This window comes from Streptomyces sp. NRRL S-1022, assembly GCF_000720135.1.
Lineage (GTDB): Bacteria > Actinomycetota > Actinomycetes > Streptomycetales > Streptomycetaceae > Streptomyces.
In genome coordinates this window covers 1-20,898 of the sequence record NZ_JOIU01000010.1, presented here as the reverse complement: position 1 = coordinate 20,898, position 20,898 = coordinate 1, and the positions used below count along the sequence as shown (strand labels likewise).

Annotated in this window: 13 protein-coding genes, 1 tRNA gene and 1 rRNA gene; 3 read left to right on the top strand and 12 right to left on the bottom strand. The window is 70.9% G+C overall.

Annotated features, from left to right (window positions below; translation table 11 throughout):
* Positions 1 to 164: 164 nt before the first annotated feature.
* Positions 165 to 1,010, top strand: a complete 846-nt coding sequence (locus tag IG05_RS0115000) for an Fpg/Nei family DNA glycosylase (protein ID WP_030342827.1) — start codon at positions 165 to 167, stop codon at positions 1,008 to 1,010.
* A gap of 100 nt (positions 1,011 to 1,110) precedes the next feature.
* On the top strand, positions 1,111 to 1,875 hold the full coding sequence (locus IG05_RS0114995) for an SDR family NAD(P)-dependent oxidoreductase (RefSeq protein ID WP_030342826.1): 765 nt from the start codon (positions 1,111 to 1,113) through the stop codon (positions 1,873 to 1,875).
* A 353-nt stretch (positions 1,876 to 2,228) separates the two neighbouring features.
* On the opposite strand, the gene IG05_RS0114990 is transcribed toward IG05_RS0114995, so the two are convergent.
* The 9 genes from IG05_RS0114990 to IG05_RS0114950 all read right to left on the bottom strand — a co-directional run bounded on the left by IG05_RS0114990 (position 2,229) and on the right by IG05_RS0114950 (position 16,657).
* Positions 2,229 to 2,699 (bottom strand): Dps family protein, encoded by a 471-nt coding sequence (locus IG05_RS0114990; RefSeq protein ID WP_030342825.1) that lies wholly within the window; start codon positions 2,697 to 2,699, stop codon positions 2,229 to 2,231.
* A gap of 183 nt (positions 2,700 to 2,882) precedes the next feature.
* The gene (locus tag IG05_RS0114985) at positions 2,883 to 3,257 is read right to left on the bottom strand and encodes a helix-turn-helix domain-containing protein (RefSeq protein ID WP_014675397.1); all 375 of its coding nucleotides are present in this window, start codon (positions 3,255 to 3,257) and stop codon (positions 2,883 to 2,885) included.
* Between the two features lie 109 nt (positions 3,258 to 3,366).
* Positions 3,367 to 3,912 carry a CinA family protein gene (locus IG05_RS0114980; RefSeq protein ID WP_030342822.1) on the bottom strand — a complete coding sequence of 182 codons (546 nt, stop codon included), beginning with the start codon at positions 3,910 to 3,912 and terminating at the stop codon, positions 3,367 to 3,369.
* Positions 3,909 to 4,679 carry a CDP-diacylglycerol--glycerol-3-phosphate 3-phosphatidyltransferase gene (gene pgsA / locus IG05_RS0114975; RefSeq protein WP_030342820.1) on the bottom strand — a complete coding sequence of 257 codons (771 nt, stop codon included), beginning with the start codon at positions 4,677 to 4,679 and terminating at the stop codon, positions 3,909 to 3,911. Before pgsA ends, IG05_RS0114980 begins: the two co-directional genes overlap by 4 nt.
* The gene (gene rimO / locus IG05_RS0114970) at positions 4,676 to 6,148 is read right to left on the bottom strand and encodes a 30S ribosomal protein S12 methylthiotransferase RimO (RefSeq protein ID WP_078894181.1); all 1,473 of its coding nucleotides are present in this window, start codon (positions 6,146 to 6,148) and stop codon (positions 4,676 to 4,678) included. The genes pgsA and rimO overlap by 4 nt, the downstream gene beginning before the upstream one ends.
* Positions 6,149 to 6,239: 91 nt before the next feature.
* Positions 6,240 to 7,082 (bottom strand): helix-turn-helix domain-containing protein, encoded by an 843-nt coding sequence (locus IG05_RS0114965; protein WP_030342816.1) that lies wholly within the window; start codon positions 7,080 to 7,082, stop codon positions 6,240 to 6,242.
* A 281-nt stretch (positions 7,083 to 7,363) separates the two neighbouring features.
* Positions 7,364 to 10,108 carry a DNA translocase FtsK gene (locus tag IG05_RS0114960; protein ID WP_030342814.1) on the bottom strand — a complete coding sequence of 915 codons (2,745 nt, stop codon included), beginning with the start codon at positions 10,106 to 10,108 and terminating at the stop codon, positions 7,364 to 7,366.
* 123 nt (positions 10,109 to 10,231) lie between these two features.
* Positions 10,232 to 10,912 (bottom strand): response regulator, encoded by a 681-nt coding sequence (locus IG05_RS0114955; RefSeq protein WP_030342812.1) that lies wholly within the window; start codon positions 10,910 to 10,912, stop codon positions 10,232 to 10,234.
* A gap of 282 nt (positions 10,913 to 11,194) precedes the next feature.
* Complete coding sequence (locus tag IG05_RS0114950) at positions 11,195 to 16,657, bottom strand: HAMP domain-containing protein (protein ID WP_107051357.1); 5,463 nt, start codon at positions 16,655 to 16,657, stop codon at positions 11,195 to 11,197.
* 410 nt (positions 16,658 to 17,067) lie between these two features.
* Between IG05_RS0114950 and IG05_RS0114945 the strand changes: the two genes are divergently transcribed.
* Positions 17,068 to 19,827, top strand: coding sequence for a SpoIIE family protein phosphatase (locus tag IG05_RS0114945; protein ID WP_030342808.1), 2,760 nt, complete (start codon positions 17,068 to 17,070; stop codon positions 19,825 to 19,827).
* A 47-nt stretch (positions 19,828 to 19,874) separates the two neighbouring features.
* Here the strand turns inward: IG05_RS0114945 and IG05_RS0114940 are convergent.
* The 3 genes from IG05_RS0114940 to rrf form a co-directional block, all read right to left on the bottom strand.
* A tRNA-Thr gene (locus tag IG05_RS0114940) sits at positions 19,875 to 19,947 on the bottom strand.
* 84 nt (positions 19,948 to 20,031) lie between these two features.
* Entirely contained in the window at positions 20,032 to 20,694 is a 663-nt protein-coding gene (locus IG05_RS0114935; protein ID WP_030342806.1) for a DegT/DnrJ/EryC1/StrS family aminotransferase, read from the bottom strand.
* A 114-nt stretch (positions 20,695 to 20,808) separates the two neighbouring features.
* Positions 20,809 to 20,898 (bottom strand): 5S ribosomal RNA (rrf, locus tag IG05_RS43670); the annotation flags it as partial.

Sequence of the window (20,898 nt, the reverse complement as noted above, 5' to 3'; positions counted from 1 at the left end):
CCGGCACGGCGACCGCAGCCCGCCGCCTGCCGCCCGCCGCCCGCACCCCCAGCCGCCGAGGCCACCACCCCTGCTCCCGCCCTATCGCCCCCCACCCCTCACCATCACCCCCCACCCACCCCCGCTCCCCCTCACCCCGTCACCCCTCGTGGCACCCTTGACGCATGCCCGAAGGTGACACGGTCTGGCAGGCCGCGCGGCGGCTGCACGAGGCTCTCGCGGGCAAGGCGCTGACCCGCAGCGACTTCCGCGTGCCGAAGTACGCGACGGTCGACCTCACCGGCCGCAGGGTGCTGAACACGGTCCCGCGGGGCAAGCACCTGCTCACCCGGTTCGAGGGCGGCCTCACCCTGCACACGCATCTGCGCATGGAGGGCGCGTGGAAGGTGTTCGACGCGGGCGAACGCTGGCGGGGTGGCCCCGCGCACCAGATCCGGGCGGTTCTCTGCACCGCCGACCGGACGGCCGTCGGCTACCGCCTGCCGGTCCTGGAACTGCTGCGCACGCCCGATGAGGAACGGGTCGTCGGTCATCTGGGCCCCGACCTGCTCGGCCCGGACTGGGACCCCGAGCGCGCCCTGGCCAACATCCTCGCCGACCCCGGCCGCCAGCTCGGCGAGGCCCTGCTGGACCAGCGCAATCTGGCGGGCATCGGCAACGTCTACAAGAGCGAACTGTGCTTCCTGCTCGGTGTGACACCGTGGCTGCCGGCCGGCGCGCTCCCCGCGGACCGCGCCGAGAAGCTGCCCGGTCTGGCCAAGCGGCTCCTGGAGGTGAACCGCGACCGCCCGGTCCGGCAGACCACCGGCCTGCCCCGGTACGACCTGTTCGTCTACGGCCGCGCGCCCCGCCCCTGCCTGCGCTGCCACACGTCCGTCCGGGTGGCCGACCAGGGCGACGGTTCCCAGGAGCGCCCGACCTACTGGTGCCCCACCTGCCAGACGGGTCCCGCTCCGGCGCCGGGCTCACCACAGCGCTGGCGGGACAAGTACCCGCGCCGCACCGGCTGACCGCCCGCCCTCCGCCCCTCCGCCGACCGCCGACCGTCCCACGCTTCGTCCCGCGCCCACTAATTGACGACCCGTCAGACATGCTCGTACCGTCGCCTGCATGGCCCTCAGCGCGTACGACCTCAGCGGACGCACCGCCTTCGTCACCGGAGCCGGCGGCGGGATCGGGCGGGCCTCCGCCGTACTGCTGGCCGAGGCGGGCGCGACGGTGCACTGTGCAGACCGGGACCCGGACGGCCTGGACGGCACGGCCGCGCTGGTCGGGGAGCGCGGCGGCACGGCCCGCGTCCATGTCCTCGACGTCACCGACCGGGCCGGGCTCGGCGCGGCGGTGCGGTCCTGTGAGCGGCTGGACGTGCTGGCGGCGATCGCCGGGATCATGCACAGCAGTCCGGTGCTGGAGACCCGGGACGAGGACCTCGACCGGGTGCTGGACGTCAACTTCAAGGGCGTGCTGTACGCCTGCCAGGAGGCGGCCCGTCTGATGCTCGCCCACGGGACCCGCGGCAGCATCGTCACCATGGCCTCGGGCGCGGTCGACACCGGTGGCGCCGGGCTGCTCTGCTACGGCGCGGCCAAGGCGGCCGTGGTGCAGCTGACCAGGACGCTGGCCACGGAGGTGGGCCCGCACGGCATCCGGGTCAACGCGGTCGCGCCGGGCTGGATCCGCACCCCCATGACCGAGCGCCACGACCGGGAGGCGCAGGCGCACACGGAGGCCGCGATGACCCGGCTGACCCCGCTGGGCCGGGTCGGCGAGCCGGACGACGTCGCCCAGGCGGTGCTGTACCTGGCATCGGACGCGTCGGCCTTCACGACGGGTCAGATACTTCGCCCGAACGGGGGTGTGGCGATGCCCTGGTGACGTCCCCGGCCCGCCAGGCGGTCACCCAGCGCCCTGTCGGCACGGCCCCGGTCGCGCGCCCCTCGGGCACACAGTGCACGGGCAGCAGGCTCAGCCCCCATCCGCCGGCCACGACGGCCCCTTCCAGCACACCCGAGCCGCTGCCCGCGGCGAGCCGCAGCACGGCCCACCACCACACCGCCCCGAGCCCGGGGACCACCACCCAGCGCACTATCCGCCCCGCCATGCCCGCCACCACCTCCAGCCGGACGCTAGACCGCCACCCCGACCGCCCGGGAGGCGCACCGAGGGCTCACTGATGCAGCGCCGGGAGGAGAACGGCCCGTCCGGCGTGGGAGGGGGCGGCCGGCCGCTCAGGCGTTCTCCGCCTGGAACATCCAGTGGTGCTTCTCCAGGTCGGCGGTGATCCCGATGAAGAGGTCCTGGGTCACCGGATCCGGCGCCCCGGTCGCCTCCACCCGCTCCCGCATCCGGATGATCACCGCGCCCAGCGCGTCCACCATCGTCCCGACCGCGTCCGTGTCCTTGATCCATCCCGCGGGAGTGTTCTTGATGCCGCTCGTGGCGGCCACCGTGGCGGCGCGCCCGTCGGGCGGGACGCCCAGCGCCGAGGCCCGCTCGGCCACCGTGTCCATGTGGGTGCGGGCGGAGTCGACCACCTCGTCCAGCTGGAGGTGGACGGAGCGGAAGCGGGGGCCGACGATGTTCCAGTGAATCTGCTTGGCGACCAGGGAGAGGTCCACCAGGTCGACGAGGGCGCCCTGCAGCGCCTCCGACACGGTCTTCAGATCCGCGTCGGCCAAGGGGCTCTTCACGACGTACATCCGATTCCTCCGGTGCTCGGGCGCCGTCACGTCCCCTCCACCATGACCGCACCGCACAGCCCCGGCAAACGGACGCCCGACGGGTGACGAGCGACGAAAAGCCCCGGCCGGCTCCCCAGGTCTCCCTGGGACAGCCGGCCGGGGCTTCACACGTCTCGGATCGCTAAGCCGCGTGCACGAAGCTCACGCGGCGACCACGTCCACCGCCTCCGCGGGCGCCTTGATGGTCACCCGTTCCGGTGGCACACCGGTCACCGACACCGAACCCAGCATGGGACGGACCGGCGTGGGCACGGGCTCGGTGGCCCGGGCGGACTGGGCCAGCTCGGCGAGCGCCAGCTCGTCGCTCACTTCCCGCATGAGTTCCGACATCCGTACGTCCAGCGCGTCGCAGATGGCGGCGAGCAGCTCGGAGGAAGCCTCCTTCTGCCCCCGCTCCACCTCGGAGAGATAGCCGAGTGAGACTCGGGCGGACGAGGAGACTTCGCGCAGAGTACGGCCCTGGCGTTGGCGCTGCCGACGCAGCACGTCACCCAGCAGGCGACGGAGCAGAATCATCGGTGGCTCCCTCCTCGGACCGCGTAGCCGCATCCTTCTCGCCCCACCGTACCGCCTTGCGCCGCGGCCGTGCGGGGAGCGATGTCGTGTTCACTCAGGGCTGCAAACATCAAAACCCCCCGTTCCGTTCCGTATCCTGTGCCCGCTCATTCCCAGTCTGTTCGCCCGCAAGCCGCTCCAGGAGCACTGCGAGTACGCTCCGTACACTCTCCATACGAATTTCCGCACGGCCGCCGTTCAACCGCAGAGCCTCGACTTTTCCGCCACCGGCAGAACCGGCCCGGCCGGTGAGGGGTCCGTCGACGGCCACGAAGACCGTCCCGACGGGCTGTCCGTCCTGCGGATCGGGGCCGGCGACCCCGGTGGTCGCGATGCCCCAGTCGGCCCCCAGGGCCTTGCGGACACCGGCCGCCATCTGGCCTGCGACCTGCGGATCCACCGCTCCGCGCTGGGCCAGCAGAGTGGCGTCGACGCCCAGCAGCTCGTGCTTCAGCTCGGTGGCGTAGGCGGTGATCGAGCCCCGGAACACCCGGGAGGCGCCGGGCACCCCGGTGATCTCCGCGGCTACCAGGCCACCGGTCAGCGACTCGGCGACGGCAAGGGTCTCGCCCCTCACGGTCAGTAGTCGCACCAGTTCGGTGGCCGCGGAACTCACGCTTCCTTCTCCTCCAACGCCGCGGCGCGCTCGGCGATTCCCCGCCGGCGCAGCACAATGGCTTGTCTTACGTAGTCGAGGCCGGTCACGACCGTGAGGACGACCGCCACGGCCATCACCCAGAACCTCAGGGTGGCCAGCCACCCCGTCAGTGCCAGGACGTACATCCCGACGGCCACGCCCTGGGTGAGCGTCTTCAGCTTGCCGCCCCGGCTGGCGGGGATCACGCCGTAGCGAATGACCAGAAAACGCAGCAGCGTGATGCCGAGTTCCCGGCCGAGGATCACGGCCGTCACCCACCACGGCAGATCACCGAGGGCGGACAGACAGACGAGCGCCGCCCCCATGATCGCCTTGTCGGCGATGGGGTCGGCGATCTTCCCGAAGTCGGTGACGAGGTTGTAGGTGCGCGCCAGGTGACCGTCGAACAAGTCCGTGATCATGGCGATAGCGAAGGCGGCCCAGGCCACGGAGCGCCAGGCCGGGTCGTAGCCGCCGTTGGTCAGCATCAGCGCCACGAAGCCGGGCACCAGCAGCAGGCGGAGCATGGTCAGCAGATTGGCCACGTTCCAGACGCTCGCCTGGTTGACGGCCGCGGCCGCGATCTTCCCGCCGCGCGCGGGCTTGCCGCCGCCGTCGGGAGCCGTGGCCGGACCCGAAGCGGAACCGGAGACCTCGGACCGGGCGCCGTCGGCAGCTGCGGCGGACCCCCGGGCGCCCTGCGCGCCGGAGGAGCCACCCGCGGCGGATGCCGGGACTCCGGTCATCTGCCCGCCTCCTCACTACCCGCGAGCGAGCCGGTCAGCGGCTCGGCCACCAGGTCGACACCTTCCGTACCGACCACCTTTGCCTCGACCATACGTCCGACGCTCAGGCCCGCGCCGCTCGTGAGCAGGACCTGGCCGTCGGTCTCCGGCGCCTGGTGCGCGGCACGGCCGTGGACGCCCTCCTCCTCGTCCACCGACTCCACCAGGACCCGCAGGGTCTCGCCGACGCGCTCCTCGGCGCGCTGCGAGACGAGTTCCTCGGCGAGCCGGGAGATGTGGGCCAGGCGCTCGGCGACGACGTCCTCGTCCAGCTTGTCGTCGTAGGTCGCCGCTTCCGTGCCCTCCTCGTCGGAGTAGCCGAAGACGCCGATGGCGTCGAGCCGGGCGCCGTTCAGGAAGCGCTCCAGTTCGGCCAGGTCGGACTCGGACTCGCCGGGGAAGCCGACGATGAAGTTGGAGCGCACCCCGGCCTCGGGAGCCTTGCTCCGGATGGTGTCGAGCAGCTCCAGGAAGCGGTCGGTGTCACCGAAGCGGCGCATGGCGCGCAGCACGCCGGGCGCCGAGTGCTGGAAGGACAGGTCGAAGTAGGGGGCGACCTTGGGGGTGGAGGTCAGGACGTCGATGAGGCCCGGGCGCATCTCGGCCGGCTGGAGGTAGCTCACCCGCACCCGCTCGATGCCGTCGACCTCGGCGAGCTCGGGCAGCAGGGACTCCAGCAGGCGGATGTCGCCGAGGTCCTTGCCGTAGGAGGTGTTGTTCTCGGAGACCAGCATGATCTCCTTGACGCCCTGCTCGGCCAGCCAGCGGGTCTCGTTCAGCACGTCGCTGGGGCGGCGGGAGATGAAGGAGCCGCGGAAGGACGGGATGGCGCAGAAGGAGCAGCGCCGGTCGCAGCCGGAGGCCAGCTTGACCGAGGCGACCGGGGAGCCGTCCAGGCGGCGGCGCAGGGGCGCACGGGGGCCGGAGGCGGGCGCGACGCCCTCCGGGAGGTCGGCGGGGCCGTGCCCGGGCAGGGCCACCGCGGCGGCCGACTCCTGGCGCTCGGCCGGGCTGATCGGCAGCAGCTTGCGCCGGTCGCGCGGGGTGTGCGAGGCGTGGATGCCGCCGGACAGGATGGTCTGCAGGCGGTCGGAGATGTCGGTGTAGTCGTCGAAGCCGAGCACGCCGTCGGCCTCGGGCAGCGCTTCGGCCAGCTCCTTGCCGTACCGCTCGGCCATGCAGCCCACCGCCACGACGGCCTGGGTTCTCCCGTGGTTCTTGAGGTCGTTGGCCTCCAGGAGGGCGTCGACGGAGTCCTTCTTCGCGGCTTCCACGAAGCCACAGGTGTTGACCACGGCGACGTCGGCGTCCGCGGCGTCGTCGACGAGCTGCCAGCCGTCCGCCTCCAAACGGCCTGCGAGCTCCTCGGAATCCACCTCGTTACGAGCGCAGCCGAGAGTGACGAGTGCGACGGTACGGCGTTCAGGCATGGGCTCAAGACTACTTTGTCTCACTGACAGCCCACGTCGACGGGGTTGGCCGATTGTGGCCGACTCCGTCACATCCGCCGCGCCCGGTCCGTCAGCCCGCCACCGGGTCGCCCTTGGTGTAGGTGAGCCGCTCCACCGCGCCGGGCCGGAAGGTGTCCTCGATCTTCTTGCCGTTGACGTACAGCTCGATCGCGCCGGCGTCGCCGAGGATCAGGTTGATCTTGGAGTTGTCCTGGAAGGTCTTGGACTGGCCCTTCTTCAGCAGCCCGTCGAAGAGCATCCGGCCGTTGTGGTCCTTGGCGGAGATCCAGCTGCGTCCGTTGGGGGCGCTGACCTGGACGGTCACCTTGTCCTGGGGTGCGGCGGCGATGGCGCTGTCGGAGGGCTCGCCGGTCGGCTCGGCCGGCTTGTGCTTCTGCGGCTTGGGCGGGGCGGACTTCACCGTGACGGCCGGGCTGCCCTCGGCGACCTGCGCCTTGGAGTCGCCGGCGCTGTCGCCGCCCTTGACCGCGGTGAACCCGACGAACCCGATGACGACGACGATCGCGGCGACCATCGCCGCGGTCCAGTTCGGGCCGCGCCGCTCGGGCCGGATCCGCTCCGCCTCGAACAGGGGTGCGGCGGGGGTGGGCGCGGGCCGGCCGCCGTGCTCGGCGTCGTACTGGGCGATCAGGGGCTCGGGGTCGAGGTGGACGGCCCTGGCCAGCGTGCGGATGTGCCCGCGGGCGTACACGGCGCCGCCGCAGGGCGCGAAGTCGTCCGCCTCGATGGCGCGCACGATGGCGATACGGACACGAGTGGCACTGCTGACGTCGTCCACGGTGAGCCCGGCCGCGATCCGCGCCTGCTGCAGCGCACGGCCCACGGAGGGTCGGGCTTCCTGGGACTCGTCTCGGAACGGACGCTCGTCTTCAGGGGAGTTGCCGATGGACACGGGGGCGCCTTTCGAGCGTGTAGCCACCTGTGCTGGAAGCTCAGTCTAGGGGGGGTACGAAAGGGTGGGGCAACCGGGCGGTAGGACTTTGTACGCCATCGGAATGGCCCGACACCCCGAGGACGCGACAGGCAGGTACCCCAGGATGCGGGCCCTACCTGTCTTCTCGCTCAACTGGACGTACGACAAAGGGAAACGGTTGCTCACCGACATCTAACAGGTGGATCACGGCGATCCCGCCAGCCGGCGTAACCCGCGTCGGCCGAACGGCCCTTCGCCCCTCACCCGTCGGACTCCCCGCGGATCACGGCGAGCACACCGTCCAGCTCGTCGGGTTTCACGAGAACGTCACGTGCCTTGGAGCCCTCGCTCGGCCCCACGATGTTGCGGGACTCCATGAGGTCCATGAGCCGTCCGGCCTTGGCGAAGCCGACGCGCAGCTTGCGCTGGAGCATCGAGGTCGACCCGAACTGGGTGGAGACGACCAGCTCGGCCGCCTGGCACAGCAGGTCGAGGTCGTCGCCGATGTCCTCGTCGATCTCCTTCTTCTGCTTGGTGCCCACGGTGACGTCGTCGCGGAAGACGGGCGCCATCTGCTCCTTGCAGTGCCGGACGACGACCGCGACCTCCTCCTCGGTCACGAAGGCGCCCTGCATACGGGTCGGCTTGTTCGCCCCCATCGGCAGGAACAGGCCGTCGCCCTTGCCGATCAGCTTCTCGGCGCCGGGCTGGTCGAGGATGACCCGGGAGTCGGCGAGCGAGGAGGTGGCGAAGGCCAGCCGGGACGGCACGTTGGCCTTGATCAGACCGGTGACCACGTCGACCGACGGACGCTGGGTGGCGAGGACCAGGTGGATGCCGGCCGCGCGCGCGAGCTGCGTGATGCGCACGATCGCGTCCTCGACGTCACGCGGGGCCACCATCATCAGGTCCGCCAGCTCGTCCACGATCACCAGCAGGTACGGGTACGGCTGCAGCTCCCGCTCGCTGCCCTCGGGCGGCTTGACCTTGCCCTCGCGCACCGCGCGGTTGAAGTCGTCGATGTGCCGGTAGCCGTAGGCGGCCAGGTCGTCGTACCTGAGGTCCATCTCGCGGACCACCCACTGCAGCGCCTCGGCGGCCCGCTTGGGGTTGGTGATGATCGGCGTGATCAGGTGCGGGATGCCCTCGTAGGCGGTCAGCTCGACCCGCTTGGGGTCGACCAGGATCATCCGGACGTCCTCCGGGGTCGCCCGCATCATGACCGAGGTGATCAGGCAGTTGATGCAGGACGACTTGCCGGAGCCGGTGGCGCCGGCGACCAGCATGTGCGGCATCTTCGCCAGCGAGTGCATGACGTACCCGCCCTCGACGTCCTTGCCGAAGGCGACCAGCATCGGGTCGTCGTCCTCGGCGGACTCCGCGAGGCGCAGCACGTCGCCGAGGTTGACCATCTCCCGGTCGGTGTTCGGGATCTCGATGCCCACCGCGGACTTGCCGGGGATGGGGCTGATGATCCGCACGTCCGGGCTCGCGACGGCGTAGGCGATGTTCTTGGTCAGCGCGGTGATCCGCTCGACCTTCACGGCGGGCCCGAGCGCGACCTCGTAGCGGGTGACCGTCGGGCCGCGGGTGAAGCCGGTGACGGCCGCGTCGACCTTGAACTCGGTGAAGACCTGGGTGAGCGAGGCGACGACCGCGTCGTTGGCGGCGCTGCGCGCCTTGCCGGGGCCACCGCGGGTCAGCAGGTCCAGCGAGGGCAGCGCGTAGGTGATGTCCCCGGACAGCTGGAGCTGCTCCGCGCGCGCGGGCAGGTCGCGGGGTGCCTCGGGGGCCTTCTTCGTCAGGTCGGGGACGGTCCCGGTCCTGAGCTCCTCCCGCTGGGGGCGGGCGCCCGGAACCGGGGCCGCGGCGGGCGCGGGCGTCGGTGCCGGCGTGGGCACCGGGGTGGTGTCCTCGCGTTCGCCCGCGCTCACCCCCTGGGTGAGGTCGGCGACGAGCGGGGACGGCGGCATGCCGTGCTGCACCGCCCCGTCCAGCGCGGCGGCCGCGGCGGTCGCGACGTCCACGGCGTCCAGCTGCCGCTGCGGGTCCGGCTGGGGCACCGCGGAGCGCCTGGGGCGCCCGCGGCGCTGGGTGAGCGCCTCCTCCTCGGCGCGCTCCGGGTCGTACGCCCGGGGGGCGCCCGCGCGCCTGCGCGGGCGGGCGGGCGGCGCCTCGCGCCACTGCTCGTCGTAACCCTCGTCGTCCACGGCGAACCGGTCCGCCTCGGGATCGTGCAGCACGCCGAGGTGCACCCCGAGCGTCCGCAGCCGCTGCGGGATGGCGTTGACCGGGGTGGCGGTCACCACGAGCAGCCCGAAGACCGTCAGCAGCACCAGCAGGGGTACGGCGAGCACCTCGCTCATGGTGTACGTCAGCGGGGTGGCCGCCGCCCAGCCGATCAGGCCGCCGGCGTCCCTTATGCCCTGCATGCCGGCGCTGCGCGCGGGTGAGCCGCAGGCGATGTGGACCTGGCCGAGCACACCGATGACGAGCGCGGACAGGCCGATCACGATCCGCCCGTTGGCCTCCGGCTTCTCCGGGTGCCGCACGAACCGTACGGCGACCACCGCGAACAGTATCGGCACCAGCAGGTCGAGGCGGCCGAAGGCGCCGGTGACCAGGAGCTCGACCAGGTCGCCGACGGGCCCGCGCAGGTCCGCCCAGGTGCCGGCGGCGACGATCAGCGCGATGCCGAACAGCAGCAGCGCGATGCCGTCCTTGCGGTGGGCCGGGTCGAGGTTCTTCGCGCCCTGTCCTATGCCGCGGAAGACGGCGCCGACGGCGTGCGCGAGGCCGAGCCAGAGGGCGCGCACCAGCCGGTACACGCCCCCCGTGGGGCTGGATACCGGCCTCGCGGGCGCGGCCTTCTTCACCGCGGCCTTCCTGGCGGGCGCCCTCTTGGCCGGAACCTTCTTCGCGGCGGCCTTCCTCGCCGGAGCCTTCACGGGAGCGGCCGCCTTCTTGGCGGGCTGCTTCTTGGCTGCGGAGGGACGTGAGGCCATGGTGTGAGGTTACCGGGGGAGACGACGGCGGACACGTGTGCACCCAGCTTCACCCGTTCGTGTCGTGCCTGCCGGGGCGCGGAACTGACGCACGCTCATCCGCAACTGCGGCCGAGGCGTGGGTCAGTTCTGCGAGGGCACCGAGGCGCTCGCGCCGCCCGAGCCCGGCTCCAGCGCGTCGAGGGCCCGGCGCAACCCGGTGAGCTTGCGCTCCAGATGGGCCGCCGTGGCCACCGCCGCCGCATCCGCGGAGTCGTCGTCCAGCTGCTTGGACAGCGCCTCCGCCTGCTCCTCGACGGCCGCGAGCCGCGCGGACAGCTCCGCGAGCAGCCCGGCCGACTCCTTGCCGGCGACACCGCCCTTGCCACCGCCCTCCAACTGCAGCCGCAGCAGCGCCGCCTGTTCCCGGAGCTGGCAGTTCTTCATGTACAGCTCGACGAAAACCGAGACCTTCGCGCGCAGCACCCACGGGTCGAACGGCTTGGAGATGTAGTCCACCGCACCCGCCGCGTAGCCCCGGAAGGTGTGGTGCGGGCCGTGGTTGATGGCCGTGAGGAAGATGATCGGGATGTCCCGGGTCCGCTCGCGCCGCTTGATGTGCGCGGCGGTCTCGAACCCGTCCATGCCCGGCATCTGGACATCCAGCAGAATGACCGCGAAGTCGTCCGTGAGCAGTGCTTTGAGCGCTTCCTCCCCGCTCGATGCCCGCACCAGCGTCTGATCGAGCGCAGAGAGGATGGCCTCCAGCGCCAGCAGATTCTCCGGCCGGTCATCGACCAGGAGGATCTTGGCCTTCTGCACCATGGCCCGCCCTCCTCGCCCCGGCGGTACACCGGGCGCCGCCCCAGAGGACGACTCCCTTTCGCCGCCCGTCCTTGTGCCGGTCATCGTAGCCGCACCCCGCCTGTCGCCACACCCTGTCACCGCGATGTCACGGTGCACGTACCGGAAACGCGGCCCGCCCCGGGATAGTTCCCGGAATTCGGAGTTCCGTGCGTTCCCGGCCCCCATCATGCAGCAACTCCCGGCACCCGCCGGAAGTTCCCCCGGCATGTGCCCCGTGCCCGGCCCCGCCGTCCGCCGCGCTCACTCCGCCCGCATCCACTGGCGCATCACCGACAGCAGGTGATCGGGGTCGACCGGCTTGGTGACGTAGTCGGAGGCGCCCGACTCGATCGCCTTCTCCCGGTCGCCCTTCATCGCCTTCGCCGTGAGCGCGATGATCGGCAGCCCCGCGAACTGCGGCATCCTGCGGATCGCGGTGGTCGTCGCGTACCCGTCCATCTCGGGCATCATGATGTCCATCAGGACGACCGCCACGTCGTCGTGCTGCTCCAGCACCTCGATGCCCTCGCGGCCGTTCTCCGCGTACAGCACCGACAGGCCGTGCTGTTCCAGGACGCTGGTGAGCGCGAACACGTTGCGGATGTCGTCGTCGACGATCAGTACCTTCTCACCGCCGAACCGCACCGCGCCGCCCTGCTGCGGCGCGCGCTCCTGCTCGTGGACGGCCGTCCGCTGCTCGGGCCGCTGCAGCTCCTGCGGCAGGCTCCGCCGCCGGCGCCGGAAGAGCGCGGCGGGACCGTTCTGCGTCTCCTGGTACGACTTCACCTCGGCCGGCGTCTCGATTTCCGCCGCGGACAGCTCCGAGGACAGCCGCGCCTCGGAGGCCGCGACCAGGTCACCGGCCTCCAGCGCGGGCACGGACTGCTGGTAGCCCTGCGGCGGCAGCTCGCTCGGGTGCAGCGGCAGGTACAGCGTGAACGTCGAGCCGCGGCCCGGTTCGCTCTGCGCGTGGATCTCGCCGCCGAGCAGCTGGGCGATCTCCCGCGAGATCGACAGGCCGAGGCCGGTGCCGCCGTACTTGCGGCTCGTGGTGCCGTCCGCCTGCTTGAACGCCTCGAAGATCACCCGCATCTTGCTGGCCGCGATGCCGATCCCGGTGTCCGTCACCGAGAACGCGATCAGCGGCCCGCCCGGCTCCGTCAGCGAACCGGCCTCCAGCAGCTGCTCGCGGATGCCCGCCGGCACATCCGCGCCGGCCGGCCGGATCACCAGCTCCACCGACCCGGAGTCGGTGAACTTCACCGCGTTGGACAGCAGGTTGCGCAGCACCTGCAACAGCCGCTGCTCGTCGGTGTGCAGGGTGGCCGGCAGCTCCGGGGACACCCGCACGGACAGGTCCAGGCCCTTCTCCGCGGTCAGCGGCCGGAAGGTGGCCTCGACGTAGTCCACGAGCTGGACCAGCGCGATCCGCGTAGGCGAGACGTCCATCTTGCCCGCCTCGACCTTCGACAGGTCCAGGATGTCGTTGATCAGCTGGAGCAGGTCGGAGCCGGCGCCGTGGATGGTCTCGGCGAACTCCACCTGCTTCGGCGAGAGGTTGCCCTCGGCGTTGTCCGCGAGCAGCTTCGCCAGGATGAGCAGCGAGTTGAGCGGGGTGCGCAGCTCGTGCGACATGTTGGCGAGGAACTCGCTCTTGTAGCGCATGGAGACCGCGAGCTGCTCGGCGCGCTCCTCCAGGACCTGCCGTGCCTCCTCGATCTCGGTGTTCTTCACCTCGATGTCCCGGTTCTGACGGGCCAGCAGCTCCGCCTTCTCCTCCAGTTCCGCGTTGGAGGCCTGCAGCGCCTTCTGCCGGTTCTCCAGCTCGGCCGACCGCTCCCGGAGCTGCTCGGTCAGCTCCTGCGACTGCTTGAGCAGCTGTTCGGTCTTGGTGTTGACCGAGATGGTGTTGACGCTGGTCGCGATCATCTCGGCGATCTGGTTGAGGAAGTCCTTCTGGATGTGCGTGAACGGCGTGAAGGACGCCAGCTCGATCACGCCGAGCACGTTGCCCTCGAAGAGCACCGGCAGCACGATCACCTGCGCGGGCGGCGCCTCGCCGAGCCCGGAGGAGATCTTCAGGTAGCCGCTGGGCGCCCGGTCCACCAGGATCGTGCGCTTCTCCTGGGCGGCCGTGCCGATCAGCGCCTCACCGGGCCGGAACGACGTCGGCATGGAGCCCATCGAGTAGCCGTACGAACCCAGCATCCGCAGCTCGTAGTCGTCCTCGCCGTTGCCGACGTCCTTGCCCTCCAGCAGCGGCATCGCCAGGAAGAACGCACCGTGCTGCGCGGACACCACCGGCGTCAGCTCACTCATGATCAGCGAGGCCACGTCCTCCAGGTCCCGGCGGCCCTGCATCAGGGCCGAGATCCGGGCCAGGTTGCCCTTGAGCCAGTCCTGCTCCTTGTTGGCGATCGTGGTGTCGCGCAGGTTGGCGATCATCTTGTTGATGTAGTCCTGCAGCTCCTGGATCTCGCCGGACGCGTCCACGTCGATCTTCAGGTTCAGGTCGCCGCGGGTCACCGCGGTCGCCACGCGCGCGATGGCACGCACCTGCCGGGTCAGGTTCCCGGCCATCTCGTTCACGGACTCGGTCAGGTCGCGCCAGGTGCCGTCGACGTCCCGCACGCGTGCCTGACCGCCCAGCTGGCCTTCCGTACCCACCTCGCGGGCCACGCGCGTGACCTCTTCGGCGAAGCTCGACAGCTGATCGACCATCGTGTTGATCGTCGTCTTCAGCTCAAGGATCTCACCGCGCGCGTCAATGTCGATCTTCTTGGTCAGGTCACCCTTGGCGATGGCCGTGGTGACCATGGCGATGTTGCGCACCTGACCGGTCAGGTTGGACGCCATCTGGTTCACGGACTCGGTGAGGTCCTTCCAGGTGCCGGCCACCCCGGGCACGTGCGCCTGGCCGCCCAGGATGCCGTCCGTGCCCACCTCACGGGCCACCTTGGTCACCTGGTCGGCGAACGAACTCAGCGTCTTGACCATGGTGTTGATGGTTTCGGCGAGCTGCGCGACCTCGCCGCGCGCCTCGATCGTCACCTGCCGCGTCAGGTCACCGTTGGCGACCGCCGCGGCCACCTGGGAGATGTTGCGCACCTGCATGGTCAGGTTGTTGGCCATCAGGTTGACGTTGTTGCTGAGGTCCTTCCAGATGCCGGTCACACCCGGCACGTGCGCCTGGCCTCCCAGGATGCCCTCGGTGCCCACCTCACGGGCCACCCGGGTCACCTGCTCGGCGAAGCTGGACAGCTGATCAACCATGGTGTTGACCGTCGTGACGAGCTCAAGGATCTCGCCCTTCGCGTCAACAGTGATCTTCTTCGACAGGTCGCCCTTGGCGACCGCCGTCGTCACCTCGGCGATGTTGCGCACCTGGATGGTCAGGTTGTTCGCCATGAAGTTCACGGACTGCGTGAGGTCCTTCCAGGTGCCGGAGACACCCTGCACCTCGGCCTGACCGCCGAGGATGCCCTCGGTGCCCACCTCCCGGGCCACCCGGGTGACCTCCTGGGCGAACGACGACAGCTGGTCGACCATCGTGTTCAGGGTGTTCTTCAGCTCCAGGATCTCCCCGCGCGCGTCCACGGTGATCTTCTGGGAGAGGTCACCGCGCGCCACCGCCGTGGCGACCTGCGCGATGTTGCGCACCTGGGCCGTCAGGTTGCCGGCCATGCCGTTCACCGAGTCGGTCAGGTCCCGCCACACACCGGCGACACCGGGCACCTGCGCCTGTCCGCCGAGCCGGCCCTCCGTGCCCACGTCCCGCGCGACCCGCGTCACCTGGTCGGCGAAGGCGGACAGCTGATCGACCATCGTGTTGATCGTGTTCTTCAGCTCAAGGATCTCGCCGCGCGCGTCGACGTCGATCTTCTGCGACAGGTCACCGCGCGCCACCGCCGTCGTCACCTGGGCGATCTGCCGCACCTGGGACGTCAGGTTGCCGGCCATGAAGTTGACGGAGTCCGTCAGCTCCTTCCACGTACCGGAGACGCCGTCCACCCGGGCCTGACCGCCCAGCCGGCCCTCCGTACCCACGTCCCGGGCCATCCGCGTCACCTGGTCGGCGAAGCTCGACAGCTGGTCCACCATCGTGTTCACGGTGTTCTTCAGCTGGAGCATCTCACCGGACACGTCCACGGTGACCTTCTGCGACAGGTCGCCGTTGGCCACCGCCGTCGTCACCTGGGCGATGTTGCGCACCTGCCCGGTGAGGTTGCGGAATGCGGTGTTGACGGAGTCGGTCAAGTCCTTCCAGGTACCGGCCGCCCCCGGCACCTGCGCCTGGCCGCCCAGCTCACCCTCGACACCGATCTCCCGCGCGACCCGCGTCACCTCGGCACCGAACGCCGACAGCTGGTCCACCATCCCGTTGACGGTGTTCTTCAGCTCCAGCATCTCGCCGGCCACGTCGACGGTGACCTTCTGCGACAGGTCACCGCTGGCCACCGCCGTCGTCACGGCCGCGATGTCCCGCACCTGCGTGGTCAGGTTCCGGAACACCGTGTTGACGGAGTCCGTCAGGTCCTTCCACGTACCCGCCGCGCCCGGCACGTTCGCCTGCCCGCCGAGCCTGCCCTCCGCGCCGACCTCGTTCGCCACCCGCGTGACCTCGTCCGCGAAGATCCGCAGCGTCTCGGTCATCTGGTTGATGGTCTCGGCGAGCTGCGCGACCTCCCCGCGCGCGGGGACGGTCACCTTCTGCGACAGATCACCATTGGCGACGGCCGTCGTGACCTGCGAGATCCCCCGCACCTGCGCGGTCAGGTTGCCCGCCATCGTGTTGACGGAGTCGGTCAGCTCCTTCCACACGCCGGCCACCTCGGGCACCTGCGCCCGGCCGCCCAGGATGCCCTCGGTGCCCACCTCCCGGGCCACCCGCGTGACCTCGGAGGAAAAGGCCGACAGCTGGTCCACCATCGTGTTGACGGTGTTCTTCAGCTCCAGCATCTCGCCGGCGACATGCACGGTCACCTTGCGGGACAGATCACCCTTGGCGACCGCCGTGGTCACCAGCGCGATGTCCCGCACCTGGGCGGTCAGCCGGTCCGCCATCGTGTTGACGGACTCGGTCAGGTCCTTCCACGAACCGGACATACCGCGCACCCGGGCCTGACCGCCGAGCTTGCCCTCGGTGCCGACCTCGCTGGCCACACGCGTGACCTCGTCCGTGAACGTCGACAACTGGTCGACCAGGTTGTTGACGGTGCGGCCGACCTTCAGGAATTCACCCCGCAGCGGATGACCCGTGCCGTCGTCCGCCGCCTGCGTCCGCAGCTCCATCCGGGGCGACAGATCGCCCTCGGCGACCGCCGTGAGCACCCGGCTGACCTCGGAGACCGGCCAGACCAGATCGTCCACCAGCGCGTTGGAGTGGTCGATGGCCGTCGCCCAGGAACCCTCGCAGGCCCCCGTCTCCAGCCGTTCCGTGAGTTTTCCCTCACGCCCCACCATGCGCCGCACCCGCGCCAGCTCACCGGTCAGGTGCAGGTTCCGGTCGGCCACCTCGTTGAAGACGGCCGCGATCTCCGACATCACACCGTCACCGGACACCGTGAGGCGCTTGCGGAAGTTTCCGTCCCGCATCGACACGAGAGCCGCCAGCAGCCGGTTCAGGGCGGCCGTGTCCACGGCGGTGGTACCGCCGCTCCTGCCCAGGGACGGTCCGCCTTTCGCGCGCGTCTTCGTGACTCGCGTCGCCGCGCCAGACTCCACTGTGTCCCTCCCGGAGGGGTAGACCGCTACTGCTGTGCTCGGCCGCTTCGGCCCGGCGTGCCGGTCATCGGCATACCGGTTGCTTCCACGTACCGGTTACTCCTGCGTACATCTGCCAGACGGGATCCGGCCACACCAGGGGCTGCTGCCCGCCGTAGACGGAACACACGCACCCCGACCCGACCTCCATCAGAAGCTTGCCCAGTGTTTCACCCCGGCCGAACCAGGCCATAACAGTTCGGCACCTTCGCACATCGTCCGCACACCCGGGGGGCGTAAACACCTGCGACCGGCATCCGCTCGGACGGCGAAGGTAAGTAACCTTGCATGCGGCTGTCCAGCCGCACCGGTCCGACCGGCCTGGGCGGTGGCACGAGTACGAGCGGGCATCGGAGGGGCGGCCGGACACCATGACCACCGGACTGATCCCCGGGGGACAGCCCCCGGAGCCACAGCCGACCGGCGAGTTGCTGCCGCAGCAGCGGCGCGAGCCGGCCGGCCCCGCAGCCCTGCATGTAGACGACCGGTCGAGGAGTTCTGTGATCACCGCGCGCGCGGCTGCCAGTTTCGAGCCCGTCGGACGATCGGTCGCGACCGCCCGGTCCTTCGTCCGCGACACCCTCCAGGGCTGGGGCTTCGCCGACATCGTCGACGACGCGGTCGTCCTCACCAGCGAACTGGTGACCAACGCCGTCGTCCACGCGGGCACCCACGCCGAGGTGCTGTGCCTGCGCACCGAGGACGGCGTGCGCGTCGAGGTCTCCGACCGCTACCCGGAGCGCGAGGTACCGCTCCAGAGCTCCGTCGCCACCATGGGCAGTCCCGACCGCGAGGGCGGCCGCGGCCTCCAGCTCTGCGCGGCCCTGGCCACCCGCTGGGGCGTGGACTACACCCCCACCCACAAGAACGTCTGGTTCCAGCTCAACCTGCCCGAGCGCGCGGTCGGCACCCGCACCGCCGGCCCCGCCCTGCCCGCCGACCTCCTGCCGCTGGCCGACGGCCGGGTCCGCGTCGCCGTCCTCCAGGTCGACCGCAAGGGCAGCATCAGCGCCTGGAACGAGGACGCCGAGGAGCTGTTCGGCTACCCCGCGTCCGCCGTCATCGGCAAACCCCTGACCGAACTGGCCGCCTGGCCGCACACCCCGGGCACCGGCACCGGCATCGCCGAGGCCTTCCAGCTCTCCCGCTGGGAGGGCACCTACGGCATCCGCGGCGCCGACGGCCGGGTGGCACAGGTGTACGCCTCCCACCTCAGGGTCCGCGACACCGGCGGCGAGCCCTCCACCGTCTGCCTCCTGGTGCGCGACCACGAACGCGCCGTCCTGCAGTCCCCGCCCCGCGTCCCGGCCACCGACCAGAAGCAGTCCGCCGACGGGCAGAGCAACGACCCCTTCGAGGTGTTCATCGGCTCCCCCGCCCCGGACGACCTCGACGGCCTGCTCCAGCGCACGGTGGAACGCGCCCGCGACATGCTCGACGGCGACTCCGCGTTCCTGCTGCTCGCCACCGACGACGAGACGGAACTGGAGGTCCGCGCCTCCACCGGCCTGCCCTCCGCCCGCCAGCGTTTCGCGCGCGTGCCCGTCGAGGCAGGCCCCGGCCGCTACGGCTCCGCCCGCATGCCCGCCGTCCACGACGACCTCGCCGCCGTCCCCGGCGCCGTACCCCTGCTCGCCGGCACCGGCATGCGCTCGGTCGTCACCGTCCCGCTGAAGGTCGAGGGCCGCCTCACCGGCTCCCTCGGCGTCGCCGCCGAGGCGCCCGGCCGCTACACCAACGAGGAGGCGCTGCGCCTCCAGTTCGCCGCCGACCGCATCGCCCTGGCCGTCGAATCGGCCCGCCTCGGCGAACTGGAACGGCTGCGCCGCGGCTCCCTGAGCTTCCTGGTCGAGGCCTCCGACCTGCTGGCCGGCACCCTGGACCGGGACCAGACGCTGGCCCTGATGGCCCAGATGACGGTCCCCACACTGGCCACCTGGTGCGCGGTGTACACCATCGCCGACCAGGCCTCCGAGCCGTACCTGTCGTACGTCCTGCACGAGGACGAGGAACTCATCGACGGCATCAAGTCGTTGCTGTCGAAGGTCCCCCCGCCGGACCCGGTGCCGACGCCCGGCGCCCGCGTCTGGACCATCCCCGGCGAGGTCGCCCACCAGGCGGCCCTGCGCACCTCCATGCGCAGCCTGGGCCTGGCCGGCGGCTCCACGCACCGGCTCGCCTCCGGCATCGGCCCGACGCTCGCCACGGCCTCCGCGGTCGGCGGCGAGACGGTCGTGCTGCCGCTCGTCGCCCGCAATCGCGTCATCGGCATGCTGACCCTCGGCAAGCCCACCGACGAGCACTTCCGCCAGGAGATCCTGGAACTCGCCGAGGACCTGAGCCGCCGGGCCGCCCTCGCCCTGGACAACGCCCGGCTGTACTCGGAGCGCACGGCCATCAGCCAGTCCCTCCAGCGCAGCCTGCTCCCGCCGGGCCTGCCGCAGATCGACGGCGTCGAGGTCGAGGTCATCTACCGCGCGGCGGGCGAGGGCAACGAGGTCGGCGGCGACTTCTACGACCTCTTCCCCATCGGCAACGGCGCGTACGGCTTCGCCATCGGCGACGTCTGCGGTACGGGCCCCAACGCGGCGGCCGTCACCGGCCTGGCCCGGCACGCCCTGCGCCTGCTGGCCCGCGAGGGCCTGCCCGGGCCGGCCGTGCTGGAGCGCCTGAACTCCGCGATCCTCGACGAGGGCGACCGCAGCCGCTTCCTCACCCTGCTCTACGGCGAGCTGCGCCCCCAGGAGGACGGCAGCGCCGAGCTGAAGGTCGTGTGCGCCGGCCATCCGCTCCCGCTGCGCCTGCGCCAGGACGGCACGGTGACCGCGGCGGCCGAACCGCAGCCGCTGCTGGGCGTCATCGAGGATTTGGAGCTGTACGAGGAGAGGGTCACCCTCGACCCGGGTGACGTCCTGCTCTGCGTCACGGACGGCGTCACCGAACGCCGGGAGGGCACGCGCATGCTGGGTGACGACGGCCTCGCCGATGTCCTCACGACGTGCACGGGTCTGACCGCGGGCGCGGTCGCCGCACGCATCATGCGCGCGGTCGAGCGCTTCGCCTCGGACGCCCCCTCCGACGACATGGCCATTCTGGCGATGCGGGTTCCGGGAATCCACCAGGAGCTGTGAGAAAGCACAAAAAGGCCCCACCCGAAAGGGTGGGGCCTTTTTGTCGGAGCCCCCAAACGGAATCGAACCGTTGACCTTCTCCTTACCATGGAGACGCTCTGCCGACTGAGCTATAGGGGCCTGTCGTTTTCGAGGTTTCCCTCGCGGCGACGAAGAAACTGTACCCCGACCGGGCCCCTGTTCCCAAATTCGTTCGGCGCCCGGTCAGAAGGCGGGCTGGAGCAGGCCGCCCAGGGCGTTGCAGGCGGACACGACGCGGTGCATCTCCCGCTTGGTGAGAGCGGCGTCGACGGGCAGCGCGAGCGTCTCGTCGGCGGCCGTCTCGGTCTCCGGCAACGACACGTACCGGCGGAACTCGGGCAGCCGGTGCACCGGCGTCTTCACCGGAACCCGGCACTCGACTCCCCTGGCCCGCAGGGCCCGCGCGAAGGCGTCCCGGTCCGGACGGCCGTTCCCGGGCACCCGCACGACGTACTGCTGGTAGGTGTGCCCTGCCCCACCGTCCGGTGTCCGTACGCCCTTCAACCTGGCGTCGAGATAGGCGGCGCGCTGCCTGCGCTGCGCCGTCTCGTCGTCCGGCGCTTCGGACTCGCCCTGCTCCAGCACCAGCAGCCCGTGCCGCTGCCCGAGCGCGTGCAACCGGCCGATGTCGGCCCGGCGTCCGAAGCGGTGTACGGCAACGACCGCGGCGGTACGGGTGGATATCGCCCCCTCGACCGCGTCCGGGTCCAGGCAGTAGGTCGCCGGGTCTATGTCGGCGAACACCGGAAGGGCGCCGGCCAGGGTCACGGCCTCGGCGACCTCGACGTTCCCGAAGGCCGGTACGACGACCTCGTCACCGGCTCCGACGCCGGCGGCCCTGAGCATTGCTGCAGTTCCCATGCCTGGGATGCTGTGCCCGCGACGTGAACGACACGTTACGCACAACAGAAAAAGGCCGGACCCCGAACCGAAGTTCAGGATCCGACCTTTTCAAAAATTGTTCGGCGGTGTCCTACTCTCCCACAGGGTCCCCCCTGCAGTACCATCGGCGCTGTGAGGCTTAGCTTCCGGGTTCGGAATGTAACCGGG

Bases quoted from the DNA above. Each gene is read 5' to 3' on its own strand.
- IG05_RS0115000 (WP_030342827.1), top strand. From the start codon at position 165: ATGCCCGAAGGTGACACGGTCTGGCAGGCCGCGCGGCGGCTGCACGAG.
- IG05_RS0114995 (WP_030342826.1), top strand. From the start codon at position 1,111: ATGGCCCTCAGCGCGTACGACCTCAGCGGACGCACCGCCTTCGTCACC.
- IG05_RS0114990 (WP_030342825.1), bottom strand. From the start codon at position 2,699: ATGTACGTCGTGAAGAGCCCCTTGGCCGACGCGGATCTGAAGACCGTG.
- IG05_RS0114985 (WP_014675397.1), bottom strand. From the start codon at position 3,257: ATGATTCTGCTCCGTCGCCTGCTGGGTGACGTGCTGCGTCGGCAGCGC.
- pgsA (WP_030342820.1), bottom strand. From the start codon at position 4,679: ATGACCGGAGTCCCGGCATCCGCCGCGGGTGGCTCCTCCGGCGCGCAG.
- rimO (WP_078894181.1), bottom strand. From the start codon at position 6,148: ATGCCTGAACGCCGTACCGTCGCACTCGTCACTCTCGGCTGCGCTCGT.
- IG05_RS0114960 (WP_030342814.1), bottom strand. From the start codon at position 10,108: ATGGCCTCACGTCCCTCCGCAGCCAAGAAGCAGCCCGCCAAGAAGGCG.
- IG05_RS0114955 (WP_030342812.1), bottom strand. From the start codon at position 10,912: ATGGTGCAGAAGGCCAAGATCCTCCTGGTCGATGACCGGCCGGAGAAT.
- IG05_RS0114945 (WP_030342808.1), top strand. From the start codon at position 17,068: ATGACCACCGGACTGATCCCCGGGGGACAGCCCCCGGAGCCACAGCCG.
- IG05_RS0114935 (WP_030342806.1), bottom strand. From the start codon at position 20,694: ATGCTCAGGGCCGCCGGCGTCGGAGCCGGTGACGAGGTCGTCGTACCG.